This window comes from Neorhizobium sp. IRS_2294 (assembly GCF_050500145.1).
GTDB classification, from domain to species: Bacteria; Pseudomonadota; Alphaproteobacteria; order Rhizobiales; family Rhizobiaceae; genus Neorhizobium; species Neorhizobium soli.
Genome location: NZ_CP191440.1, coordinates 781,809 through 803,666 on the forward strand (window position 1 = coordinate 781,809; position 21,858 = coordinate 803,666).

Here is a 21,858-nt window from a genome sequence, read left to right on the forward strand (position 1 = left end):
ATGATGAGCGTCCGGAACTTTGCTGTCCAGGCTTTGTTTGGCGGCATCTGTTTCGAGGTGCTTGATGAACGTTCTGAATTCCTTCCCGCAAACGCCTGATGCCTCCCTGCCTATCGATACGCCGCTCATCTGCTTCTCGCATCTGCGCTGGGACTTTGTCCTGCAGCGTCCGCAGCACCTGATGCAGCGCTTCTCTCAGGATCGTCAGGTCTTTTTTTTCGAGGAATTCATTCCAACCGATCATCATCTTGCCTACCTGGAAATTCACCCATTCGCCGATACGTCCGTCAAGGCGATCCGGCCAAGAGTTCCGCATTGGTGGAGCGAAGCCGAGCGGGATCGGGCGCTTAGCCGACTGCTCGACGATCTCATCCTGCTTCACGGTGGGCGGCGGCCCATACTCTGGTTCTACACGCCGATGATGTATTCTTTCGCGCAGCATGTGGACGCGGCGGCGGTTGTCTACGACTGCATGGACGAGCTGGCCAACTTCAAGTTTGCGCCGCCTCAGCTGAAGGATATGGAAAACGCGCTGATGGCGCGCGCGGACGCGGTCTTTACCGGCGGGGTGAGCCTGTACGAGGCAAAGCGCGATCTGCATGACAACATCCATGCCTTCCCATCCAGTGTCGATTCGCACCATTTCCGGGCAGCGCGAAACTCGGTTGCCGATCCAAGCGATCAGGCAGAGATCCCTCACCCACGGTTAGGCTTCTACGGCGTCATCGACGAACGCCTCGATCTCGACCTGATCCGCGCAGCGGCTGCAGCGCGACCGGACTACTCCTTCGTTTTTCTCGGTCCGATCGCCAAGATATCGCCGTCCGATCTGCCTCGCGCGGCCAATATTCACTACCTCGGGCACAAGTCCTATGCCGACCTGCCATCCTATCTGGCGGGTTGGGATGCGGCGCTCATGCCGTTTGCGCTCAACGAGGCAACCCGTTTCATCAGCCCCACCAAGACGCCTGAATATCTGGCGGCAGGGCGACCGGTCGTCAGCACAAAGATTGCAGACGTCGTTCGTACCTACGGTGATACGCCGGGCGTGTTTTTTGCCGACGATGCCGACAGCTTTGTCAGCGGATGCGATGTCGCGCTTGCCACTGCCCGCGCCGATACGTCCTGGCTCGAAGCGGTTGACAAGATGCTCGCGCGCTCGTCCTGGGATGCCACGTTCAAGAGCATGGCGATGATTGTCGACCAGACGGCTGTAGATCCTCCATTGGCACCTGCGCTGCTCGGCAAAAACGACATTCTGGTGCATTCCGAGCGTGACTAGGATGCCGCGGATAGTCCTTGCGACGGATAGCCTGGACCCATCGGGCATGGGCGAGCACATGCTTGCCTTGGCGCGCGGGCTGTGCGGGCAGGCTGATGTGTTCATTGCGCTATTGTCGGAAGACCGGGCAGGATTGCTCCCGCGCGCTGCCCGTCTCGGCCTCGGCATCAAACTTGCGGATGACGTCGATGACTTTGCCCACTGGCTGTCCGGCAGCAATGTCGACCTCCTGCATGTCCATGCGGGGATCGGATGGGAGGGGCACGCGCTGGTCAAGGCCGCGAACCGAGCCGGTATCCCGGTCATTCGCACGGAGCATCTTCCTTATCTCCTCACCGACCGCGACCAGCAGGACGAGTATCAGCGACGCACGCGGGATGTCGCCCATCACGTCGTGGTTTCGGAAGCCTCCCGGGACAGTTTTCGCGGGCACATTGCGCCCGACCGACTGACAGTTATCCGCAACGGTATCTTCGTGCCGCAGCAGACGGCAACAGGCGACGCACTTCGTCGGGACCTCGATGTGCGTGACGAGATCGTGCTCGTGACCATTGCCCGGTTGACCGCGCAGAAGGATCACAAGACCCTCCTCGAGGCCATGCCGCAGATTCTGGAGGCGCACCCCTCCTTGTGCCTTCTTCTGGTCGGATCCGGCGAGGAACGCGTGAGGCTCGGGGCTTTGGCGGATGAGCTCGGCATCTCCGACCGCATTCGATTTACCGGACATCGCCCGGATGTCGCCAACATCATCGCTCTTGGCGACCTCTTCGTTCTGCCATCGCTGTTCGAAGGCCTGCCGCTTGCGGTGCTCGAGGCGATGTCGCTCGGCTGCCCGGTCGTTGCCACCCGGATCGGCGGCACCGTCGAGGCGCTCGGGGAGGATCATCCGCTTTTCGCCACACCCGGCAGTTCCGCTTCAATGGCCTCTGTCGTCATCGCGGCGCTTTCGGATCGGCAGAGACTTGCGCATGTCGCCGAGGCTGCGCGCGTCCGCTTCGACAATCACTTTTCCGCACATCGCATGGCGAGGGAAACAAGAGCGGTCTACGACCGGTTCATTTCCCAGCCTGCCAATCTCATGCAAAAGGACCTATCCATGCAGAAGACACGCCTCGCCTTTATCGGCGTTGGAGGTATCGCGCACCGCCATCTCGATGTCATCTCCGGCTTCGACGATGTGGAACTCGTCGGGTTCGCGGATCCGGATATCGGCCGCGCCGATCAGGCCGCAGCGCGCTTCGGAGCGAAATCCTTCGCCCACCACCGCGACATGCTGGACGCCGTCCGCCCCGATGCCGTCTATGTCTGCGTGCCGCCGTTTGCACACGGGGAACCGGAGCGAGATTTGATCGAGCGCGGCATTCCTTTCTTCGTCGAAAAGCCGGTTTCGCTTGACATCGAGACGGCCGAAGAGATCTCGGCTGCCGTGACGGCGAAGGGTCTCGTGACCGGCGTCGGCTACCACTGGCGCTACCTCGACATCGTCGATGAGGCCCGCAATCTCCTCAAGGACAATCCCGCCCAGCTTCTGTCCGGCTACTGGCTGGATAGCACGCCTCCGCCGCAGTGGTGGTGGAAGCAGGACAAGTCCGGCGGACAGATGGTGGAGCAGGCGACCCATCTTCTCGACCTTGCGCGTTTTCTTGTTGGTGAGGTGACCGAGGTTTACGGACGTGCCGGTCACACGGACAGGCCCGAATTTCCCGGCCTCGACGTGCCCACCGTGACGACGGCCACTCTGACATTCGAAACCGGCGTCGTCGCAAACGTTGCCTCCACCTGCCTTCTCGGCTGGAGCCATCGCGTCGGGCTTCACATCTTCGCAGACCGTCTCGCAATCGAGCTTACCGACCGCGACATCATGGTGGATGTCGGCCGAGGCCGGCCGGTCCGTGGCGCAGACGGCGACCCCGTGTGGCGCGAAGACCGCGACTTCATCGATGCCGTTCGCGGCGGGGAAAACCGGATCCGCTGCCCCTATTCCGAAGCCCTTGCAACGCACCGGCTGGCGCTGGCTGTCGTTGCCTCTGTGCAGGAAGGCAAGCCGGTTTCGATCGCGCCGCCAGAGATGCGCCAGCCCGAGCCTTTGCCCCTGCAATTCCAGCCTCGGCCGGAAGCTCCTCAGCCGGGATTGGCACCGGGGCACCGGATCATCCGCTCACTTGGCGTCGAGGCCCCCGGGCGGTCCTATTTCTTCGAATACGAGGAAGGCCCTCCCGGCGATGGCCAGGTTCGGCTCGACACGCTCTACACCGGTCTTTCCGCGGGGACCGAACTGACGTTCCTCAAAAACACCAATCCCTATTTCCGCTCGCGCTTTGACGGCGAGCGCGGGGTGTTTATCGAGAACGAACCGGACCTGCACTATCCGGTCCCGTTCCTCGGCTACATGGAAGTTGCCAGGGTCTCAGAGTCGCGCACAGGCGGTTTTGCGCAAGGCGAGGTGGTCGCATCCGCCTACGGCCATAAATCGGGCCACACGGCCAACCCGTTCCACGATCTTCTGGTGCCGCTACCAGCCGACATCGATCCCGTGCTCGGCGTCCTCGTCGCCCAGATGGGACCGATCGCCGCAAACGGCATTCTGCACGCCGATGCCGAAGCCTATGGAGCTCACGTTCCTTTCCTCGGTGCAGGCGTGAAGGATCGCCCGGTTATTGTGATCGGCGCCGGAACAGTGGGGCTGATGACTGCCCTGTTTGCGAAATCCCTGGGTGCGTCCGAAGTTATCGTGACCGACCCATCGGAGTTCCGCCGTCAAAAAGCGGAAGCGATGGGCCTTCAGGCCATGACCGAGGAGCATGCGTGGCAGCATGCCAAGGCCCGCTGGCATGATGGCGCGATGGGACGCGGTGCAGATCTGGTGTTCCAGACACGTGCGTATTCAGGCAGCCTCAACACGGCGCTGAAAGCCCTGCGACCTCAGGGCACGGTGATCGACCTTGCCTTCTACCAGGGCGGCGCTGATCAACTGCGGCTGGGTGAAGAGTTCCACCATAACGGCCTCAACATCCGTTGCGCGCAGATCAACCGCGTTCCGCGTGGTCTTGGTGCGCTCTGGAACCGCGGCCGGCTCGCCCGCGCAACGGTCGATCTTCTCCGGACGCATGGCGACATCATCCGCGAGCAGATGATCACCCACGTCATTCCGATGGACGACGCGCCGGCCTTCCTGACGGATCTAATCGAAAACCGTCCGGAATTCCTGCAGGTTGTGTTCAAGGTGGGCGAATGACACCTGAACCTCAGCCTGTACGGATTCTGTTCGTCTTCGCGTGGTTGGTGGTCGGCGGCGAGGAGACCGAAGTGCGGCTCCTCGCGGGAAACCTCGATCCTGATCTCTACCGGATCGACGTCGTTGCCTGCTTCCGCAAGCCCGGAATGCCGGAGCAGACCCACGAGCAGCTGCGGGCGCTCGGGGTCGATGTCGATACGACGCCTTACGATCTGTCCTTCGAGGACACGGTTGGCTATCTGGCCGGCAAGGTTCCTGGATACGACATCGTCGTTTCCAGCCAGAACGTTGCGGACATCTATCCGGCACTCGAACGGCTTCATCTCCGCCCCCCGCTGATCGAGCATGGCGGTCTTGTTTCGGAGGCGGAAGCTGGCCCGAAACACCTCACGAGCCGGTATGTCGGCGTCTGCCGCTCCATCCGCGACGCGGCTGCGTCAAAAATGCCCGGCCGCGAGCAGCACGCGCTCGAGATACCCTCAATGGTCGATCTCTCCGAGTTCAATTCGGCGAACCGCTCGGTCATGCGGTCAAAGCTAGGGTTCCGGGACGAGCAGGTCGTCATCGGTTGGGTCGGTCGGCTGGATCCGAAGAAGAATGTCGAAGACTTCATTCATGCCGCCGCACTGGTCGTCAGAGACAATGCGCATGCGCAGTTCGTCATTGTCGGCGGCCCCGATGCTTTCATGCCGGACTATGCCGATCACTTGAAGGATCTCACCCGCCGGCTGGGCTTGGCGGACAGGGTCAGGTTTTTAGGCGATCGCAAGGATGTGGCCGAGCTTCTGTCGGCGTTCGATATATTTGTCTGGCTGTCGCGTGGCGAAGGCATGCCGCATGTCATTGCCGAGGCAGGTGCCGCCGCCCTGCCCGTCATCGCAACACCTGACAACGGCGCCCAGCAGCAGATCGACGACCAGGTCTCCGGCCTCTTCGTGCCCTATAACGATCCGGCCGCCGTCGCTGACAAGATCCGCTTACTTGCGGGCGACGAAGGTTTCCGCCGTTCTCTCGGACAAGCGTTGCGGCGCAAGGTCGAGGCGAGCTACTCGATCGAGGCCGTGTTGCCGCAGTGGACACAGCTTTTCAGCGACGTCCTTGCGGAGAAATCGCCGCAGGGGCCGACCGGCATCTTCAAATCGTTTCTGATGGGCGGTTTCGAATGCTCGACGCATCGGCTACGTCCCGCTGACGGCGAAACAACCGGTCGACGCCTGGATATGATTGCGGCAATCGAGCACGATCGCTTTGCGGAGCAGGATTATCGTCAGCTTGCAGGACTTGGAATCCGTACGGTCCGCGATGGTTTTCGCTGGCATCTGATCGAAAAGTCCAGGACCTATGACTGGTCGAGCGTATTGCCGATGATCGAAGCCGCGCAGAAAACCGGCACGCAGGTCATCTGGGACCTCTTACACTACGGATGGCCTGACGATCTCGATATCTGGTCGCCACAATTCGTCGATCGGTTTGCAGCCTTCGCCGGCGCCTGCGCACGGTTGGTTCGCGACAACACAAGCGAAGTGCCGTTCTACTGCCCCGTCAACGAAATCTCATTCTTCTCGTGGGGCGGCGGAGATGCCGCCTATCTCAACCCGTTCGCGCGTGGTCGAGGATTCGAGCTCAAGGTTCAGCTTGCCCGGGCCGCAATCGCTGCCATGGAGGAAATCCTGTTGGTCGACCCCCGCGCGCGCTTCGTTCACTGCGATCCGGTTATCAATGTCGTGGCGGACCAATCGAGACCTTTCGAGTCAGGCGTTGCTGAAGGTCACAGGCAGTCGCAGTTCCAGGGATGGGACCTCATCGCCGGCCGCATGTGGCCGCAGATCGGCGGTCAGGAGCGGTTTCTCGATATCATTGGCGTCAACTACTATTTCAACAACCAATGGATCCATGGCGGGCCGCCGATCGACATCGGTCATCCCAGCTACAAGCCGCTGAGCAGGATCCTTGCCGAAACCTACGCGCGTTATGGCAAGCCGATTTTGATTGCAGAAACCGGCATCGAGGATGAGCGGCGTGGGCCTTGGTACCGTTATGTCTCGGATCAGGCAAAACGTGCCATGCAGTCCGGTGTCCCGTTCGAGGGGATTTGCCTTTACCCGATCGCCAATCATCCGGGATGGGACGACGGACGGGCTTGTCAGAACGGATTGCTAGCAAGCAGCGTGTCTCTCGGTGGGCGAGCGGTAGATCCCGGACTGTCGTCGGCTATCCAAGGCAGCGTTGGTTGAGACCCAACCGCCGAAATATCAAACAAGCGACGGCGGCACCAGTGTGCCGCCGTTTGCTATTGGATCGGTTCGAAGAACGGTTGGCTTAGAAGCCCTTGCCATTCGTCAGTTCCATCCTGATGGTCTGGAGGATGATGTAGACGTCAAGCCAGATCGAGAAATTGGCAACATAATAGAGATCGCAGGCGATGCGAGCCCGGGCTTTCGAAGCACGATCCGTTGGCCCTCGCAGGCCGCGCATTTGCGCCAGCCCGGTAAGACCAGGCCGCATGCTGTGTCGCTGGTGATAATCCGGAACGAGTTCCTCATAGGTAACGCCGGCCGCAAGCATGCCGACGGCGTGGCATCTCGGACCGACAAGAGACATGTCCCCTTTGAGCACGTTGATGAGTTGCGGCAGTTCGTCGATATTGGATTTGCGAATGAATTGGCCGACCCGTGTAATTCGGGGATCGTTCCGAGTTGTCTGTGCGACGCCAGACACATCTCCCCGATCGGTAAACATCGATCTGAACTTATAGATTTTAATCTTGCGACCATCCTTCCCCCATCGAATCTGGGAAAACAGCGGTGACCCTCTGCTCTCCGCACGGATGATCGCGCATATCAGGACGAACAGGGGAAGAAGCGTAACCAGGGCAATCAGGGATATCAGCACGTCGACTGCGCGCTTGGCCGCAAATTCCCAAGCCGCAGGCTGATCACTATATGTAAGCTTATAATTATCATTCGCCGAACTACCGGCGAGGTACTCACTAGCATCCAGTTGTACCACCAGCTCCACAGCACTCAAGGGAACCATCCAATATACGAGAGTTAATATATGATCGCCTTATCAATACTCTATATCTCGATTCTAAACACGAGTCAGCCCGGAACTTAATAAATGGTTAAATATAAAACAAGCAATATTGCTTTATTATTACATATGAAATTATATTTGATACGTGGATTCGCAGCAACGTGCGGCGAAACCCTCCGGTTCGTTCGAGAGAACCGTGATATTTTGCGGTCGACGACTTGAGAGATCGATCAAATTATGCGCTGCACAGTTTTGCTATCATTGCCGCAATAATTTCGTCGCTTCCCGCACAGTACGCACATACCGAGATGTGCGTTGCTTCCAAACAGAAATCCCCAGGCGCATGAACGAAGGTTCGGGGAACGCTGCAAAAAAAGGGAACGGGTATACTTACCAAACGGGTAAGACGATCGGGTACAAGATCGACAACGGCAAGATCTGCCTGCAATTTCCGAACGGACAGAAAGATTGCGTAAGCGCCGAAACTGACGGCAAGCGCTCTGAAATGATCATTAGAAAAGGTGATCGCTCCGACCTACAATCAGGCTCTTGCCGCAGCCCTCCTGGACTAGGGTCACATCACTCGCCAACAGCTACGATCCATTCGGCGTGATGTTATTTGCGTCTTGCGTTTTAATCTGAAAAATATACTAGATATAGACGCAAAGCACGGGTGATTAGAGAGGTTGAGATGGCCGCTTTACACGTAATTTCGAAGTTAACTATTGCGACATTACTCCTCGCAGCTTCGCTCGGGGCGTCGGCATACGCGGCGGACATCATTCAGCGGTCGAGGTATAACGAGACGCAACCGAACACACATCTTGTCCGCTCGAGCTACGTCACAGAGGAATGCGAACTGCTTGAGATCACCTACCAAGAACCGCGCCAGATCGAAATCGTCAGGGTCTGTTACCCGCCGATTTTCTGAGCGCGAAGTTTCTCGGCGAGCGTTTTCATGGTCGATTGGCGGGCGCTACAGTTCGCTTCAATTTGACCGATCACACTAACTGTATTCGAACTATTGTGCGGTACATATTCCTCATCTTGTGAGGGAAAAATGTCGCGTCGTTTCAGAAATCTGTCATTTGCTTTCGGTGTCTCCATTGCTCTCTGGGCTGTCATCATCCAGGGCATCAGCCAGATTGCCGAGCACATCGGCACGCCTTACGACACGACTGTCACGGCAAGTATCAAGTAGATCCGAAACGCAACTCAGTTTGTGACTTGCTGAGCAGCGGCTTTCGGAAGCGGATACGTTCCAACGAGATTGTATCGACTTTCATCCAGCATTTCCCGCTTATATGAAATGGTTGCCGCCGCAATCTCTCTGCGAAAATCCTGCCCGCGCGCCAAGGCGTCTCCGAGCGAAATGGACAGATACGCATCGAGATCGAGCAAGCGTGCAGCAATTGCGGACGCCTGATAGGCGAGCGCTTCCCGTTCGGACAAAGTTCCGAAACTTATTTTCAGCCGGAATGTCGCGTTCCCTGCAGCCTCCCTACCCCGGATCTGGACGAATATCGATGACTGACGTCCCAAATCCGCTCCCGTCACGAGATAGCTGCATTCCCATTTGGCGCCACCGTCTTCGCGGGTAAACACAGGCTCTACCTTGGCAAGGGCTGCAAGAGTAGCGCACTGCTCGTCAGCACGTATCGGGGCGCGGCCCTTCAAGAGGCGGGCTTTCTTTGCAAAGACCACCGACACCCCCATGCTTGCCTGTGCGGCGGACTGTGCATTGACAAAGGGCACGCTCAGGTTCGCAACGCTGCTTTGCTGGAAACCCAGCCGCAGCAACAAAAGCTTGAGACGCATGTGATCATTGGACAGGAGAAGGCTTGCGCCGATTGCGCTTGAGAAGGCGGCGAACAGGAGCGTGAACACGACGAGACCTCCCGGCCCCCGATGCCTTGCCCCTTCCGCAAACCGCCTATCGTTGTAATATCTGCTCAAGCCAAGAAAACCTCGTGAGCACTGCGAAAAACAGGAAAGGTACTTAGGAAATAAAAACTGAGAACAATCTGGCGTGCATTAGAATTGCGCGAACCCGACTTTCTTATTTACAGAAATGGCAATATCGATCGTTTTATTATTCTAATATTACGTTGGCACTGACCCGAGCGCATGCGCTAACGGAAAGCATAATATCTCGCTACCGCAGCGCACGCTAGAGGAGTTTTATTATTCAGCTGCTACTAAACGAAGAATGATTCGAGCCTAGACGTGGGCCATCACAGCCTCCGGCCAAAATTCGTTGGCAAGGGCTTTGATACGGTTCGAAGGCTCCAGATGTTCAGACGCCTAGTCCGCCTTATCGTCTGAACTCACCGGCTTGCTGGTTGGCGGCGAAACTCCTCCGCCGTGATCGGCCGACCACGTCTGCGGCGAGCTGTTATGAGGCTTTGAATCGCCCGCAGTTTGCTCCCGCTCCTGGCTATGCTCACCCTGCGTGCTCTCTTCCGCCTGTGGCTCCTCATTGCCGGTTTCGTCGCGTTTTTCGTCGGTCATGATGTTGCTCCTGTTCGGCGAAACAACAGCTAGAGAACGCAAGGGTTCCGCCCGGGTCTTCCGGGACAACAGATTGCGGCACGATGGCGTCTTGCCGGAGATCCTGCGCAAAGGCTGTGTCATGGTTGCGTCGGGTCATGCGCGAACAAAAATGAGCAAAATAATCTCGTTTGCCTGTTTTATTTGCTCGATCCTCTCCTCCAACAGCACAGGTTTTCCTAGATAACACCGCATCGAAAGGCCATCAGGCCTGATGCCCGAAAGGAATGACCATGAACTGGCTGAAATCCATCGCTGCTGCCGCCATGCTGCAGGCCGTTGCCATCACCCCATCTGTCGCTGGCGAAAACCTCGACCAGATCAAGGCCGCCGGCGTGATCAAGATCGGGACGGAAGGCACCTATGCGCCCTTCACTTTCCACGACAGCGCCAACAAGCTGACCGGCTTCGACGTCGAGATCGGTGAGGCTGTCGCTAACAAGCTTGGCGTGAAGGCAGAATTCATCGAAGGCAAGTGGGATGGCCTCATCGCTGGCATCGATGCCAAACGCTATGATGCCGTCATCAATCAGGTCGGCATCACCGAAGCCCGCAAGCAGAAATATGCCTTCTCCGACCCCTATATCGCGTCCAAGGCCGTGCTGATCGTTCGCAGCAATGATGAGGAGATCAAAGGGTTCGAGAGCCTCAAGGGCAAGAAGTCGGCACAGTCGCTGACCAGTAACTTCGGCAAGCTGGCCGAGGCGTCTGGAGCAGAGCTCGTCGGCACCGACGGCTTTGACCAGTCGATCCAGCTGGTTCTGACCCGCCGCGCCGATGCCACGATCAACGACAGTCTCTCCTTCCTCGATTTCAAGAAGAAGCAGCCTCAGGCTCCCGTGAAGATCGTTGCCGAAAAGGCGGATGCCGATTTCTCCGGCATCATCGTTCGCAAGGGCGACGACGAGCTGGTTTCAGCCATCAACAAGGCGCTCGCCGACATCAAGGCGGACGGAACCTACAAGACGATTTCTGACAAGTATTTCGGTCAGGACGTCTCGAAGTAAGAACGGACTGTTCCGTTCTTGAAACTGCGCCATATGTATCGAGATCAGAGCGCTCGGCGACCATCGCCGGGCGTCATATGTTTTGAGGTTCGCCGTGCCGCACTGGCTTCAATTGATGATCGATTCGTTGCCGACACTTCTGTGGGCCGGCGTGAAATTTACGATCCCGCTGACACTCCTTTCCTTTGTGCTGGGCCTATCGCTGGGGCTTGTCACCGCGGTCGCACGGTTGTTCGGGCCGTGGCCGGTTTCAGCAATCGCTCGCTTCTATGTATGGATCATTCGCGGTACACCACTCCTTGTGCAGCTCTTCGTGATCTTCTACGGCCTGCCGAGTGTGGGAATTCTGCTTGATGCCTTTACGGCGGCCCTGATCGGCTTCACGCTCAATGTCGGTGCCTACACGTCGGAGATCATCCGTGCAGCCATCTCCTCCGTCCCCAAGGGTCAGTGGGAAGCCGCCTATTCCACCGGCATGAACTGGCGCCAGGCGATGCGGCGCACGATCCTGCCGCAGGCAAGCCGGGTATCCGTGCCGCCTCTGTCAAACACGTTCATATCGCTGGTCAAGGATACCTCGCTTGCCGCGGCAATTACCGTGCCCGAACTTTTCCAGTCCGCGCAGCGTATCGTTGCCACGACGTATGAGCCGCTCATTCTCTATATCGAGGCCGCCATCATCTATCTCGCTCTGAGCTCCATCCTGTCTCACCTGCAGTCCCGACTCGAATTTCGCTTTGCCCGATACGGCGGCATGCTGGAGGCCAACCGATGATCGAACTGTCGCATATCGAAAAGCGTTTCGGCGACGCCGTCATTCTGAAGGATATCTCTCTCAGCTTTCCGGAGGGCAGCGTTTCGGCTCTGGTCGGACCGTCGGGCGGCGGCAAGAGTACCTTGCTCCGCTGCATCAACCTCCTAGAGCAACCGACTGCCGGAAGCGTGCGCATAGGCGCTGAGAGCGTCGACTTTGCACCCGGCCGCAAGGCGCCGTGGCAATCCATTCAGAAAGTGCGCAGCCAGACGGGAATGGTGTTTCAGAACTTCCAGCTTTTCCCACATCGCACGGCCATCGAAAACGTCATGGAAGGGCTGCTTGTCGTCCAGAAATGGTCCCGCGAAAAAGCCAGGGCGCGCGCCATGGAATTGCTGACGAAAGTCGGCATGGAACACAAGGCCGATGCCTGGCCCGCCAATCTCTCAGGCGGCCAGCAGCAGCGTGTGGCAATTGCACGGGCGCTCGCGCCCTCGCCGAAAGTTCTTTTGTGCGACGAACCGACTTCGGCGCTTGACCCGGAGCTTTCCGCCGAGGTCGTCGACGTGCTCGGCACACTTGCCAAAGAGGGCACGACCATGGTGATGGCGACGCACGATCTGCGACTTGCCTCGCAGGTTGCCAATCTCGTTGTCTTTCTCGAGGCGGGGCAGGTCGTCGAGATCGGCACCGCCGAACAGGTCTTTCGCAACCCTGTCCACGAACGCACACGTCAGTTCGTGTCGTCGATCAACGCCGCGCAGACCTTCTCGGCGTAGCCATTCCGGTGCTGCACGCCACTGCTGAAACCGCGTGCGGCCGTTGTTTGCATATTCAAAGACTGGGGTTGCCGAGCGATGACACAGACACGACCGCCACTCGATCCCCTCACCCAGGCGACGGTCACGATCGCCTGGGTGATCGTATTCAACAAGCCATTCTATCCCGTCTATGTCTGGTATCTCGTCGGCAACGGCGTGGCTGCGTCATGCGCTACCTTGCTTGCTGCCCCCCTGTTTCTCGCGATCCCTTTCATTGCTCGCCAATCACCTTTGATGGCGAGGTTGGCGTTGCCAATCGTCGGCACGCTCGACACGTTGTTCGAGACAAAACTGTTCGGCCATGGTTCGGGGACGGCGCTTTTCTTTGGTGCCTGCTTCATGCTTTCCGCACTGTCCTTTTTTGCCCAGGAGAAGTGGTGGCAGCGCAGCATGGCGGCCTTTGTCTTCGCTGTGTTTCTATTCTCGCAGTATCTTCTCGGTCCACCATTGCGGGTCTGGAGCGATCCTGACCTTGCCATCCTGCTCAGGCTCAACATGTTCTCGGTCGCATGCCTGATGGCCTTTATTGCCATACGTTATGCCGGTCTTGAGACCAGACGTGAGCGCCACTAACCATTTGTGATCCCGCGACTGCACAGTGCCTAATCTCCGCAACATCTGGAAACACGGAATTTTCAGGTTTTCCCTAGAGAATGGAGCGGATTGCTGACGACCGTCAATTTTAACAGGATGTCGGAACCTGTCCGCGGTTAAAGCATTATTTTTCGCAACGCTTATGAGGGGCGACGGACTTTATGGCTGTGGAAAAAGATGTTCGCGGCGCAAGAGACGCAGGCGACCGGCTAATCGCCGCCCACGCATCGGGAGATCCGTTCGCAGCAGCTTTCAAAGCAACACGCATGCCGATGATCATCACCGATCCACGCCAGGTCGATAACCCGATCATCTTTTCAAATCGGGCGTTCTCGAAGTTAACCGGGTACTCGGCGCAGGAACTTGTCGGGCGCAACTGCCGCCTCTTACAGGGTCCGCAAACTGACCCTGCGGCTGTTGCCAAAATTCGGGAAGCGGTGTCGCAAGAGCGGGATCTTGCGATCGACATTCTCAACTACCGGCGCGACGGCACGACCTTCTGGAATGCTCTCTTCGTCAGCCCGGTTCGGAACGAAGATGGGCAAGTCATCTACTTCTTCGCGTCTCAGTTGGACTTTACCAACATCAAAAGCAAAGAGGCAGAGCTAGCGGCGGCTCGGCATATCGCGGAAGAGGAAGTCGCAAGGCGCACAGCGGACCTGACGGACGCGCTGACAACGAAGACCGCGCTCGTTCACGAAGTCGACCACCGCGTCAAAAACAATCTTCTGACCATCGCCTCGATCGTCAAGCTCCAGGCGCGGATGGCGGAGGACGAGGTGGCAAAGCGGACCCTGTTTTCCGTCCTCAGCCGCGTCGAAGCGCTGAGCACTGTTCACCGTAAGCTTCTGAATGACGATGATGTCGGCCATTTCGATGTTGCAGAGTTCGCAGGCGACCTGATCGTCGATGTGGTCGGTGCGCTTAGGCGATCTGACATTGTGATGACAACCGACCTGCACGAAGTCATCGTCCCGGCTGACAAGGCATCACCTCTCGCTCTTATCTTGAACGAGCTGATCGGTGATGTCGTTCGACGCGGCTTGAGCGATGGCGGCGGCGAAATTCACCTGGAAGTGAGACGCCTGAACGGACACTTCTTGGTAAGGGTCGTCGACACGGTCACCCCCGTTGTCTTTGACCAGCGCGAACACGACTTCGGCAGACTGATGCTGGAGACCTGTGCCAGGCAGCTGGGCGCTGAAATCGAACGGAAAACGGATGGCAAGCGCACAGAAGTGAGCGTTACCCTGATGGTCAATGAGTAAGGAACAGAATTTTGCGCGTGATGATCGTGGAAGACGAGGCGCTGCTGGCGCTCGAACTTGAAACTGAGGTCGAGGCTGCGGGTCACGATGTTGTCGGCCAGGCGGCTTCAAGCTCGACCGCATACGAACTTGCTGAAAAGACTGCGCCTGACTTCGCTTTCGTCGACATCCAACTTCTTGATGGCCCGACAGGAATAGACGTCGGAAAATTCCTTGCTTTAAAAAATGTCCCTTACATATTTGTTTCAGGAAATTTGAAGCGGATCCCGGATGATTTTGCAGGCGCGCTCGGCGCAATCGAGAAGCCGTACACGATGAACGGACTGCAGAACGCCTTGGATTATCTGGCGCTACGGGTCGAAGGTGGGGAAGTACCGAGCCCCCCTCCTGGCCTAATCCTGGCCTCCGAGGTCGCCTGACTGTCTAGAAGCATGGGCGCCGCCCTGTCTAGCAGTGTCCATCAATCCGCAGAGATCGGATACTGATGGCCTTCACTTCTCGAAAGTAGGGCCCCGCTGCTGCAGGGCCTCCACTTCTGGTGCTGGTCTAGCGATCAGGCTGCAGCCAGCGCCTTTTCGATATCCTGGATCGAATGGCCCGTAAGGTCCTTGTCGAGTTCGCCAATCAGAACGTCAGACAGCGACTTGTGGTAGCTCTTGCGCATTTCGCCGAGTGTGCGGGGAGCCGCCACGACAACAAGATTTTTGATCTTTCCATCCAGCACATGCTTGTTCAACATGTCGGCAATGCCGTTGCTGAAACCGTCTTCGTCCTGCTGGCTGTCATCCGGGTTTGCGGAGCTGCTGGAATGGCGCGCACCGGAAGCGATTTTCGAGCTGTCGATGTCCGTGGCCGGCATCGCTCTCAGCTTGACGTTTGCTGCGTCACCTTCATTCTTGAAAAGGCTGAGCTTTTCGCCATCGGCAACGGCAACGATCGTGTTCTGTGGTAGCTGCATAAGGGTCTCCATAGTCAGCACCGCCTGCTTCCTTCAGGGAACCAGACAGTGCATGTTTCGAGGCCTACAGTAATCCCGCAGCGGCGGATCGGTTCCGAGCAAATGACGTGGATAGCGCTGAGTTGTCTGATCCTTGACACCCGCCGTACCTGGCCGAACTGTCGCAAATCCGGCACCGGCTGCGACACGGCTCCGTCGGCTACTGCGCGGTAAAAAACGTCAGAAGCACTTTTCCTTTTTCGCCCAGAAGACAGACGAAACGATCAGGCTTACCGGTTTCGCCGCCGCGTGCGATATAGGCATCGCCCATGACGACGGTCTTCACCGCGACATTCTCGACTTTGGTATCCGCGGAGCTCACGGCCAGGGTTTCCATGTCGAGCACCAGATCGGTGATGGCGGACGATTTTTCCTGCAGCGCCAGCAAGCCGGTCGATTGGCATGCCTGGGCTGCCTCATCGTTGTTCGTCTGCGCGTAGGTTGCTCCGGCGGTGAGGCAAAGAGCGGCAAAGGCGGTCACGGAAAGTCGTTTCATAAGGGCCCCCAAGAGAAGTCGGCATTGACTGCGACCTCGAATGCATTTGACCTCGATTTGTTCCCTTCGATCCTGAGGCTAAGCCGCGCCGATTGTGGCACGGCAGGATACGCATGGCGTGGTGGCCTTATCGATTTCCTGCGCCGATCAAGCACTCGGCTGCCGCTCGGTCATGATTAGGCGTTTGAGCGTGTACCTGTTAGACCTTTGCCAACGGATCGACCGTCATGACATCGCGCTGACCGTCGTGTCAGCTTTCAAGAAAGAGAGATCGATATGGGTTGGAAAACGCCAAAGGTCGAATACGTGAACGGTTACAAGATCGTCGAGGTCGATGGGCCATCCTTCAAGGTGTACGAAGGCGATCGCCAGCTGGGCGATGACTTCCCTTATTCCGGCGAGGCTGCGGCTCTCGCGAATTCTTTGCCGAAGCTGGATATGCCGAAACCTAGTCATGGGTTGCCCTCGTTCCGCTGACGGCGGGCCATCGCCTTTTCAAGTGATGCATCGCAAGGGATTGGCGATGGATATTTCGGTTCGGCTCACGACTTACCCTGGCCTCGATGATCGGATTGTCATCGTGAGGGCTGGCGACGAGGTCGATGCCGTCTTCGTGCGGACTGATCGGTTCAATGTCCTCGTCGATACGCTTGGCACCCCATCCCTGTTTCGGGAGGCGCTAGCACTGCTCGACGACCAGATGGGCGATCGGCCTCTGCTGGTTATCAACTCCCATATGGACTGGGACCACTTTTGGGGCAATTCCGGGCTTGGCGATCGCATACCGATCATCGCGCACGCCAAGGCGCTGGAGCGGCTAAACGATCCCGCTGCACGAGATAAGCTGGTCGAAAAACAGCGCGACGCACGATTTCGGGATGTCGAGATTGTTGCCCCCAATCTATGCTTCGCTGGCGAGAGCATGATCCTGGATGGCGGCGATCTGGTCCTCGAATTGCTTCACACGCCCGGACATACGCCCGATCATGTCGCGGTCTGGATCCCTTCCATCCAAACCTGTCTTGCGGTCGATGCCGTCGAGTGGCCGATCCCCGAGGTCTGGAGCAAGGATCCTCACGATCTCAAGGCGCTTTGCTGCTCGTTGAAAACAATCCGTGATCTTGATGCCCGCCACGTCGTTCTAGCTCACGGCCAGACCTCCGCACCGTCGATCGTCGAAGCGAACCTTGCTTACTTTTCACGACTACACGACCGCGTCGCCGCTCTTGACGGCTCCGCGTTGGCCAACGCTGATCTCGACCAGAAAGACGGCTTGCGCCTGCGGGACTTCCTGAGCTTGCCAGAGGATATGCCGGGCGAAACGGCAGCATTTTATGAACGCTGCCATCGGTCCAACCTTTATGCGGCAGCGGAAGCCTGGAAGGCCGGTGTCGCTTATATCTGAACCGTCCATCCTCCGGCGCGCGTGTTTGCTCGAACCGGACGGAGCGAGAGCACAATCTTCGTTCCCCTTTTGCGAGTATCAGGCTGATCGTCACGGAACTCCTGCTCTTGCTACCTGTTGGATAGGACAGAAAAGGAGCACTGCAATGAGTAAACCGGAAGACGATGCAAAGGGTCAGTACGCCCCGTCCCAGGCCGATCGCAAGGCGACAGGGGTTCACAGCGCAAAGCCGACAGTCGTAACGGGCTCTGAAGACGCGACCGTTCACCGCGATGCGCCGGGAAAGAAATCCGAAAAGGATTTTGATCTCAACTATGATTCCAAGGACATGAACGAAGGCAGTTTCCGCGGCTGAAGCACAGCACGCGGTCACCTACCCCAGCAGGATCAGCCGTGGCGCTCCATAAGATCGTCACGCTGCTCCTGCGTCAGTGGCCTGATTTTCTCGCCACGCAGCATCAGGAACAGTTTCGCCGTTTCTTCGAGCTCCTCGGTCGCGTATTGCGCCTCGCGCAGCGATTTCCCGGCAACGACCGGCCCGTGATTGGCGAGCAGGACGGCGTGACTGTCGCGAGCACGCTCCCGCACCGCCTCCGCCAAAGCGGCATCGCCTGGCGGGAAATACGGAGCCATCGGCAGTTTTCCCACCCGCATGACGTAATAAGCCGTCAGTGGCGGAAGAAGATCCTCCGGGTTCAGTCCTTCGATGAGGCTGATCGCGACGGCATTCGTCGAGTGAAGGTGAACGACCGCTGAAGCCGTGCTGCGTTCGCAATACATGCACTGGTGCAGAAACGCTTCCTTGGTCGGTTTGTCGCCGGAGACATGCACGCCCTCAGCCGAGAATTTCGAAAGGCGCGCCGGATCGAGCGCGCCAAGCGATGCGTTTGTCGGCGTCATCAGCATATCGCCATTCGATAGCCGCGCACTGATGTTGCCGGTCGATCCGAACGTGAAGCACCGGTCGAAAAGCGACTTGCCAACCGTGACGATCTCGTCGCGAAGCTTTGTTTCCTCGGAAAGAACTGCCGTCATTTCAAAAGCTCCCACGCCTTGAGGAAGAAGTCGGCGGTGCCGAAATTGCCGGATTTGAGTGCAAGCGCCATAGGTTTTCCATCACCCATCGTCAGTGTCCAGGGCACACCCGGGTCGATCTCGCGGCCGATAAACAAGGCGGACGGCGCCAGTGCTCCAACGACGGCGCCTGACGTTTCTCCGCCGGCAACGATCAGCCTCCGGACCCCGTTTTCGCGCAGTCCGATGGCGGTTTTTGCGAGGAACTGCTCGACGATCTCGCCAGCCTTTTCCTGTCCAAGGCTGTCTTGGGCTGCCAGAACATCCTTGGGATCGGCGCTCGAGTAGATCAGTGGAACGCCTTCCTGCGCCAGAGCCCATCTGATCGCTTCGTCAACGTCCATACGCCCTTGTGCGATATCGACCGGATCGAGCTTGAGCGTTGACATGCCGGCCTCGATAGCGGCCTTGATCTGGCCCCGTGTCGCCTCTGAACAGGAACCGGCAAGAATGGCGGCTCTCCCGTCCGGCGGTTCAAACTGTCCTGCCGTGATGTCTCGTCGCAAAAGCCCCGCGCGCCGAAAGTTCTCGGGCAGACCGATTGCGATGCCGGAACCGCCGGTGATCAGCGGGAACTTTGCGACTGCCTCACCGATCACGCGCAGATCCTGGTCGGTAATCGCGTCGACGACCACGACGCCGTCACCACGCCGACGCGCCTCTTCGAAGGCCGCACGAACGCTCTCGGCACCCTTTGCGACGTTCTCGTGTGAGACAAGGCCGACCTGAAGTTTGGATTGTGCCGCCATCAGACGCACCAGCGACGAATCCGTCATCGGCGTCAGGGGGTGATGGCGCATGGGACTATCCGACAGCAGTTGATCTGCCACGAAGAGATGACCCTTGTAGATCGTCCGGCGGTTGGCAGGGAAAGCAGGGCAGACGATCGTCAGATCCGTCCCAAGCTCGCGTGCGAGCGCATCGGTAACCGGCCCGATATTGCCCTTCGGCGTCGAATCGAAGGTTGAGCAGTATTTGAAGATGATCTGGCGGGCACCGGCCGTCTTCAGCCAACGCAGTGCCTCGAGCGACATCGCGACCGCCACGTCAGCGGGATTGGTACGGGATTTCAGGGCGACGACGACCGCGTCGACATCGCTCAGATCGAAATCGGCGGGCGGAACGCCCACCGTCTGGATCGTGCGCATGCCCTCCCTCGACAGCATCAGGGCAAGGTCCGTTGCGCCGGTCAGATCATCGGCGATTGCGCCAAGCAGCATATCATTCTCCCGTCTTGAGGATGGGCTCCGCCTTCAGGCGGTTGCCCCCTCTATAATTGAAAATCCCGTGTCGATGATCCTTGCCTCCTGCGGACGCTGAGGCGTCTCCAGCAAGGCTTCGATTGCCGTCTTGCCGATGGCAAAGCGATTGGAAAGCACCGTCGTCAGCGGCTTTGGCAGAACCTGTCCGATCTCGAGCCCGTTGAAGCCCATCAGCGCGAGACCGTCCGGCACCGGCATTCCGGCCGCCATGCAGTGCATGAAACCGCCCACCGCCATGTCGTCGTTGGAAAACGCCGCCGCATCGATGGCGGAACCGTCGGCAAGAAGACTCGCCAGAGCTCGACGTCCTTCGAGCGTCGAACTTGGCGCCTCTGTCCGATACTCCGAGACCAGTGACAAGTCCGTCTCAGACAAACCTTCGCAAAGCCCCTCATACCGCAAACGCGCGCGCCGATCCGCAGCCCAGTCATGGCCGACATAGCCGATCCTCGAATAGCCGCGCTGAACGAGATGGCGTGCCATCGCGCGGCCGGCGTCGCGATGCGACAGGCCGACCGCAAGGTCGATGGGCCGGTCATCGATATCCATCAGTTCGGCGATCCGCACCCGGCTGCCTTCAAGCATGCGTCTTGCGGCCGTGGTATGCTCGAAACCTGTGGTGATGATCGCCGCCGGATGCCAGGCCAGAAGCGACGAAATAATATCCTGCTCGGTCTCGAGACTGTAATCGGTCACACCGATCATCGGGCGATAGGACGTGCCGATCAGCCCGGCATTGATACCCCTGAGCACTTCGGGAAAAACGATGTTCGACAACGACGGCAAGATGACGCCGATGATCGGCGAAGACGAGGACGCAAGCGAACCGGCAGCCCTGTTAGGGACATAGCCGAGTGCGTCGATTGCCGCATTGACGCGGAGTCTTGTCTCCGGTGCGATCGGCCCCTTGTTGCGGATCACGCGCGAGACGGTGTTCTCGCTAACTTTTGCCAGCCGAGCGACATGCGCAAGCGTCGGCGTCTCAGCGGCCGAGGTCACGCTATCGTCTTCAATCGACCTCCCCTCCCCGTCCAAGTCGTTCTCTCCTCAATTTATCTCAGCGCTAACATATGTCGCTTGAACAGGGCAAGAGGATGTGGTTGAAAACATGTTAGCGCTGAGATTCTAACTACACAGCGCTTCATGGAGGTGCCGCTCATGTCCAGCCCAACCACTATCGCCATCATTGGCCTCGGCTCAATAGGACTAGGCATGGCACGCTCTGTGCTGAGCGCCGGTCACAAGGTTCGCGGCTTCGACGTCAACCGGGACGCGCTTTCGACCCTCGAAAATGAGGGTGGCGTTGCTGCCTCCTCGCCGGGCGATGCTGTTGAAGGCGCTGACATCGCGGTCGTCGTGGTCGTCAATGCGGCACAGACGGAAACAGTCCTTTTCGGCAAGGCCGGGATCGTCAGCGCGATGCATTCCGGCGGCGTCATCGTCTGCTGCGCCACCGTCTCGCCCAGCGATGCGAAATCCTTCGCCGCACGGACCGAGGCAGCCGGGCTGCTTTATCTCGACGGCCCGATCAGCGGGGGCTCGAAAAAGGCGCATTCGGGAGAACTGACCTTCATGGCATCGGGCTCGCCTGAAGCATTCAAGGCGGCGCGGCCGGCGCTCGATGCGATGGCGGCCACCGTCTACGAGCTTGGCGACCAGCCGGGTGTCGGCTCCTCCTTCAAGATCGTCAATCAGTTGCTGGCAGGTGTCCATATAGCGGCCGCCTGCGAAGCGATCGCATTCGCGAAAAGCCTCGATCTCGACATTGCCAGGGTCTTTGACGTCATCACCAAATCGGCTGGCAATAGCTGGATGTTCGAAAACCGCATACCGCATGTGCTCGATGGCGATTACAGCCCTCACAGTGCGGTCTCGATCTTCACCAAGGATCTCGGCATTGTCTCCGACATAGGCCGCCAGCAGAAGTTTCCGCTTCCGATCACCGCGGCCGCATTGCAACTCTTCATCATGACCGAGGCCGCCGGGATGGGTCGCGATGACGACAGTTCGGTTGCGCGGCTGCTCGCCCAGATCAGCGGGCTTCACCTGCCCGGCATGCCAGAGAAAGAATAGGCTC

The 21,858-nt window shown here is 58.5% G+C and carries 21 protein-coding genes and 1 pseudogene; 14 read left to right on the plus strand and 8 right to left on the minus strand.

All coding sequences use genetic code 11. The features are described 5' to 3' along the window. Positions 1–64: 64 nt before the first annotated feature. The 3 genes and pseudogenes from ACQY1K_RS20810 to ACQY1K_RS20820 all read left to right on the plus strand — a co-directional run. Positions 65–1,240: pseudogene (locus tag ACQY1K_RS20810) on the plus strand (glycosyltransferase family 1 protein); the annotation flags it as partial. Between the two features lie 43 nt (positions 1,241–1,283). Continuing rightward, positions 1,284–4,517, plus strand: a complete 3,234-nt coding sequence (locus tag ACQY1K_RS20815; protein ID WP_430259170.1) for a glycosyltransferase — start codon at positions 1,284–1,286, stop codon at positions 4,515–4,517. Then, positions 4,514–6,751 (plus strand): glycosyltransferase, encoded by a 2,238-nt coding sequence (locus ACQY1K_RS20820; RefSeq protein WP_430259172.1) that lies wholly within the window; start codon positions 4,514–4,516, stop codon positions 6,749–6,751. The genes ACQY1K_RS20815 and ACQY1K_RS20820 overlap by 4 nt, the downstream gene beginning before the upstream one ends. Positions 6,752–6,836: 85 nt before the next feature. Here ACQY1K_RS20820 and ACQY1K_RS20825 read toward each other — a convergent pair whose 3' ends face one another. Further along, complete coding sequence (locus ACQY1K_RS20825; RefSeq protein ID WP_281401120.1) at positions 6,837–7,517, minus strand: sugar transferase; 681 nt, start codon at positions 7,515–7,517, stop codon at positions 6,837–6,839. Positions 7,518–8,613: 1,096 nt separating this feature from the next. On the opposite strand from ACQY1K_RS20825, the gene ACQY1K_RS20830 reads away from it, so the two are divergent. Further along, positions 8,614–8,754 (plus strand): hypothetical protein, encoded by a 141-nt coding sequence (locus ACQY1K_RS20830; protein WP_430259174.1) that lies wholly within the window; start codon positions 8,614–8,616, stop codon positions 8,752–8,754. A gap of 14 nt (positions 8,755–8,768) precedes the next feature. Here the strand turns inward: ACQY1K_RS20830 and ACQY1K_RS20835 are convergent, their stop codons facing one another. After that, the gene (locus ACQY1K_RS20835; protein WP_430259176.1) at positions 8,769–9,440 is read right to left on the minus strand and encodes a DUF6030 family protein; all 672 of its coding nucleotides are present in this window, start codon (positions 9,438–9,440) and stop codon (positions 8,769–8,771) included. Between the two features lie 417 nt (positions 9,441–9,857). Next, positions 9,858–10,064, minus strand: a complete 207-nt coding sequence (locus tag ACQY1K_RS20840) for a hypothetical protein (protein ID WP_062576564.1) — start codon at positions 10,062–10,064, stop codon at positions 9,858–9,860. A gap of 272 nt (positions 10,065–10,336) precedes the next feature. Between ACQY1K_RS20840 and ACQY1K_RS20845 the strand changes: the two genes are divergently transcribed. The 6 genes from ACQY1K_RS20845 (at position 10,337) to ACQY1K_RS20870 (ending at position 14,966) form a co-directional block, all read left to right on the plus strand. Then, positions 10,337–11,110, plus strand: a complete 774-nt coding sequence (locus ACQY1K_RS20845) for an amino acid ABC transporter substrate-binding protein (RefSeq protein WP_113110284.1) — start codon at positions 10,337–10,339, stop codon at positions 11,108–11,110. Between the two features lie 94 nt (positions 11,111–11,204). After that, positions 11,205–11,885 carry an amino acid ABC transporter permease gene (locus ACQY1K_RS20850; protein WP_062458746.1) on the plus strand — a complete coding sequence of 227 codons (681 nt, stop codon included), beginning with the start codon at positions 11,205–11,207 and terminating at the stop codon, positions 11,883–11,885. After that, entirely contained in the window at positions 11,882–12,643 is a 762-nt protein-coding gene (locus ACQY1K_RS20855) for an amino acid ABC transporter ATP-binding protein (RefSeq protein WP_430259178.1), read from the plus strand. The genes ACQY1K_RS20850 and ACQY1K_RS20855 overlap by 4 nt, the downstream gene beginning before the upstream one ends. 78 nt (positions 12,644–12,721) lie before the next feature. Continuing rightward, entirely contained in the window at positions 12,722–13,258 is a 537-nt protein-coding gene (locus ACQY1K_RS20860; RefSeq protein ID WP_430259180.1) for a hypothetical protein, read from the plus strand. Between the two features lie 182 nt (positions 13,259–13,440). Next, a complete protein-coding gene (locus ACQY1K_RS20865; protein ID WP_062458733.1) occupies positions 13,441–14,547 on the plus strand; it encodes a PAS domain-containing protein in 1,107 nt (368 codons plus the stop codon). 11 nt (positions 14,548–14,558) lie between these two features. After that, positions 14,559–14,966: a response regulator gene (locus tag ACQY1K_RS20870; protein ID WP_430259182.1), complete on the plus strand. Its 408-nt coding sequence runs from the start codon at positions 14,559–14,561 to the stop codon at positions 14,964–14,966. A gap of 134 nt (positions 14,967–15,100) precedes the next feature. On the opposite strand, the gene ACQY1K_RS20875 is transcribed toward ACQY1K_RS20870, so the two are convergent. After that, positions 15,101–15,505: a host attachment family protein gene (locus ACQY1K_RS20875; RefSeq protein WP_062576571.1), complete on the minus strand. Its 405-nt coding sequence runs from the start codon at positions 15,503–15,505 to the stop codon at positions 15,101–15,103. A gap of 199 nt (positions 15,506–15,704) precedes the next feature. Further along, on the minus strand, positions 15,705–16,040 hold the full coding sequence (locus tag ACQY1K_RS20880; RefSeq protein WP_062458725.1) for a hypothetical protein: 336 nt from the start codon (positions 16,038–16,040) through the stop codon (positions 15,705–15,707). Between the two features lie 276 nt (positions 16,041–16,316). On the opposite strand from ACQY1K_RS20880, the gene ACQY1K_RS20885 reads away from it, so the two are divergent. The 3 genes from ACQY1K_RS20885 to ACQY1K_RS20895 all read left to right on the plus strand — a co-directional run bounded on the left by ACQY1K_RS20885 (position 16,317) and on the right by ACQY1K_RS20895 (position 17,800). After that, positions 16,317–16,517: a hypothetical protein gene (locus ACQY1K_RS20885; protein WP_062576573.1), complete on the plus strand. Its 201-nt coding sequence runs from the start codon at positions 16,317–16,319 to the stop codon at positions 16,515–16,517. A gap of 46 nt (positions 16,518–16,563) precedes the next feature. Further along, the gene (locus tag ACQY1K_RS20890) at positions 16,564–17,445 is read left to right on the plus strand and encodes an MBL fold metallo-hydrolase (protein ID WP_430259184.1); all 882 of its coding nucleotides are present in this window, start codon (positions 16,564–16,566) and stop codon (positions 17,443–17,445) included. A 145-nt stretch (positions 17,446–17,590) separates the two neighbouring features. Continuing rightward, complete coding sequence (locus ACQY1K_RS20895) at positions 17,591–17,800, plus strand: hypothetical protein (RefSeq protein WP_430244696.1); 210 nt, start codon at positions 17,591–17,593, stop codon at positions 17,798–17,800. Between the two features lie 32 nt (positions 17,801–17,832). On the opposite strand, the gene otnC is transcribed toward ACQY1K_RS20895, so the two are convergent. Genes otnC through ACQY1K_RS20910 form a run of 3 tightly spaced genes read right to left on the minus strand, consistent with a single transcriptional unit; the run spans position 17,833 to position 20,780 of the window. After that, positions 17,833–18,480, minus strand: coding sequence for a 3-oxo-tetronate 4-phosphate decarboxylase (gene otnC, locus ACQY1K_RS20900; protein WP_062458713.1), 648 nt, complete (start codon positions 18,478–18,480; stop codon positions 17,833–17,835). Next, positions 18,477–19,739, minus strand: coding sequence for a 3-oxo-tetronate kinase (otnK, locus tag ACQY1K_RS20905; protein WP_430259186.1), 1,263 nt, complete (start codon positions 19,737–19,739; stop codon positions 18,477–18,479). Before otnK ends, otnC begins: the two co-directional genes overlap by 4 nt. A gap of 33 nt (positions 19,740–19,772) precedes the next feature. Further along, the gene (locus ACQY1K_RS20910) at positions 19,773–20,780 is read right to left on the minus strand and encodes a LacI family DNA-binding transcriptional regulator (protein ID WP_430259188.1); all 1,008 of its coding nucleotides are present in this window, start codon (positions 20,778–20,780) and stop codon (positions 19,773–19,775) included. A 159-nt stretch (positions 20,781–20,939) separates the two neighbouring features. Between ACQY1K_RS20910 and ltnD the strand changes: the two genes are divergently transcribed. After that, positions 20,940–21,854, plus strand: coding sequence for an L-threonate dehydrogenase (ltnD, locus tag ACQY1K_RS20915; protein WP_430259190.1), 915 nt, complete (start codon positions 20,940–20,942; stop codon positions 21,852–21,854). The last annotated feature ends 4 nt before the right edge of the window (positions 21,855–21,858 follow it).

What these genes read in the sequence shown, in the direction of transcription:
- ACQY1K_RS20815 (WP_430259170.1), top strand. Translation starts at nt 1,284, where the DNA reads ATGCCGCGGATAGTCCTTGCGACGGATAGCCTGGACCCATCGGGCATG.
- ACQY1K_RS20820 (WP_430259172.1), top strand. Translation starts at nt 4,514, where the DNA reads ATGACACCTGAACCTCAGCCTGTACGGATTCTGTTCGTCTTCGCGTGG.
- ACQY1K_RS20830 (WP_430259174.1), top strand. Translation starts at nt 8,614, where the DNA reads ATGTCGCGTCGTTTCAGAAATCTGTCATTTGCTTTCGGTGTCTCCATT.
- ACQY1K_RS20840 (WP_062576564.1), bottom strand. Translation starts at nt 10,064, where the DNA reads ATGACCGACGAAAAACGCGACGAAACCGGCAATGAGGAGCCACAGGCG.
- ACQY1K_RS20845 (WP_113110284.1), top strand. Translation starts at nt 10,337, where the DNA reads ATGAACTGGCTGAAATCCATCGCTGCTGCCGCCATGCTGCAGGCCGTT.
- ACQY1K_RS20855 (WP_430259178.1), top strand. Translation starts at nt 11,882, where the DNA reads ATGATCGAACTGTCGCATATCGAAAAGCGTTTCGGCGACGCCGTCATT.
- ACQY1K_RS20860 (WP_430259180.1), top strand. Translation starts at nt 12,722, where the DNA reads ATGACACAGACACGACCGCCACTCGATCCCCTCACCCAGGCGACGGTC.
- ACQY1K_RS20865 (WP_062458733.1), top strand. Translation starts at nt 13,441, where the DNA reads ATGGCTGTGGAAAAAGATGTTCGCGGCGCAAGAGACGCAGGCGACCGG.
- ACQY1K_RS20875 (WP_062576571.1), bottom strand. Translation starts at nt 15,505, where the DNA reads ATGCAGCTACCACAGAACACGATCGTTGCCGTTGCCGATGGCGAAAAG.
- ACQY1K_RS20880 (WP_062458725.1), bottom strand. Translation starts at nt 16,040, where the DNA reads ATGAAACGACTTTCCGTGACCGCCTTTGCCGCTCTTTGCCTCACCGCC.
- ACQY1K_RS20885 (WP_062576573.1), top strand. Translation starts at nt 16,317, where the DNA reads ATGGGTTGGAAAACGCCAAAGGTCGAATACGTGAACGGTTACAAGATC.
- ACQY1K_RS20890 (WP_430259184.1), top strand. Translation starts at nt 16,564, where the DNA reads ATGGATATTTCGGTTCGGCTCACGACTTACCCTGGCCTCGATGATCGG.
- ACQY1K_RS20895 (WP_430244696.1), top strand. Translation starts at nt 17,591, where the DNA reads ATGAGTAAACCGGAAGACGATGCAAAGGGTCAGTACGCCCCGTCCCAG.
- otnC (WP_062458713.1), bottom strand. Translation starts at nt 18,480, where the DNA reads ATGACGGCAGTTCTTTCCGAGGAAACAAAGCTTCGCGACGAGATCGTC.
- otnK (WP_430259186.1), bottom strand. Translation starts at nt 19,739, where the DNA reads ATGCTGCTTGGCGCAATCGCCGATGATCTGACCGGCGCAACGGACCTT.
- ltnD (WP_430259190.1), top strand. Translation starts at nt 20,940, where the DNA reads ATGTCCAGCCCAACCACTATCGCCATCATTGGCCTCGGCTCAATAGGA.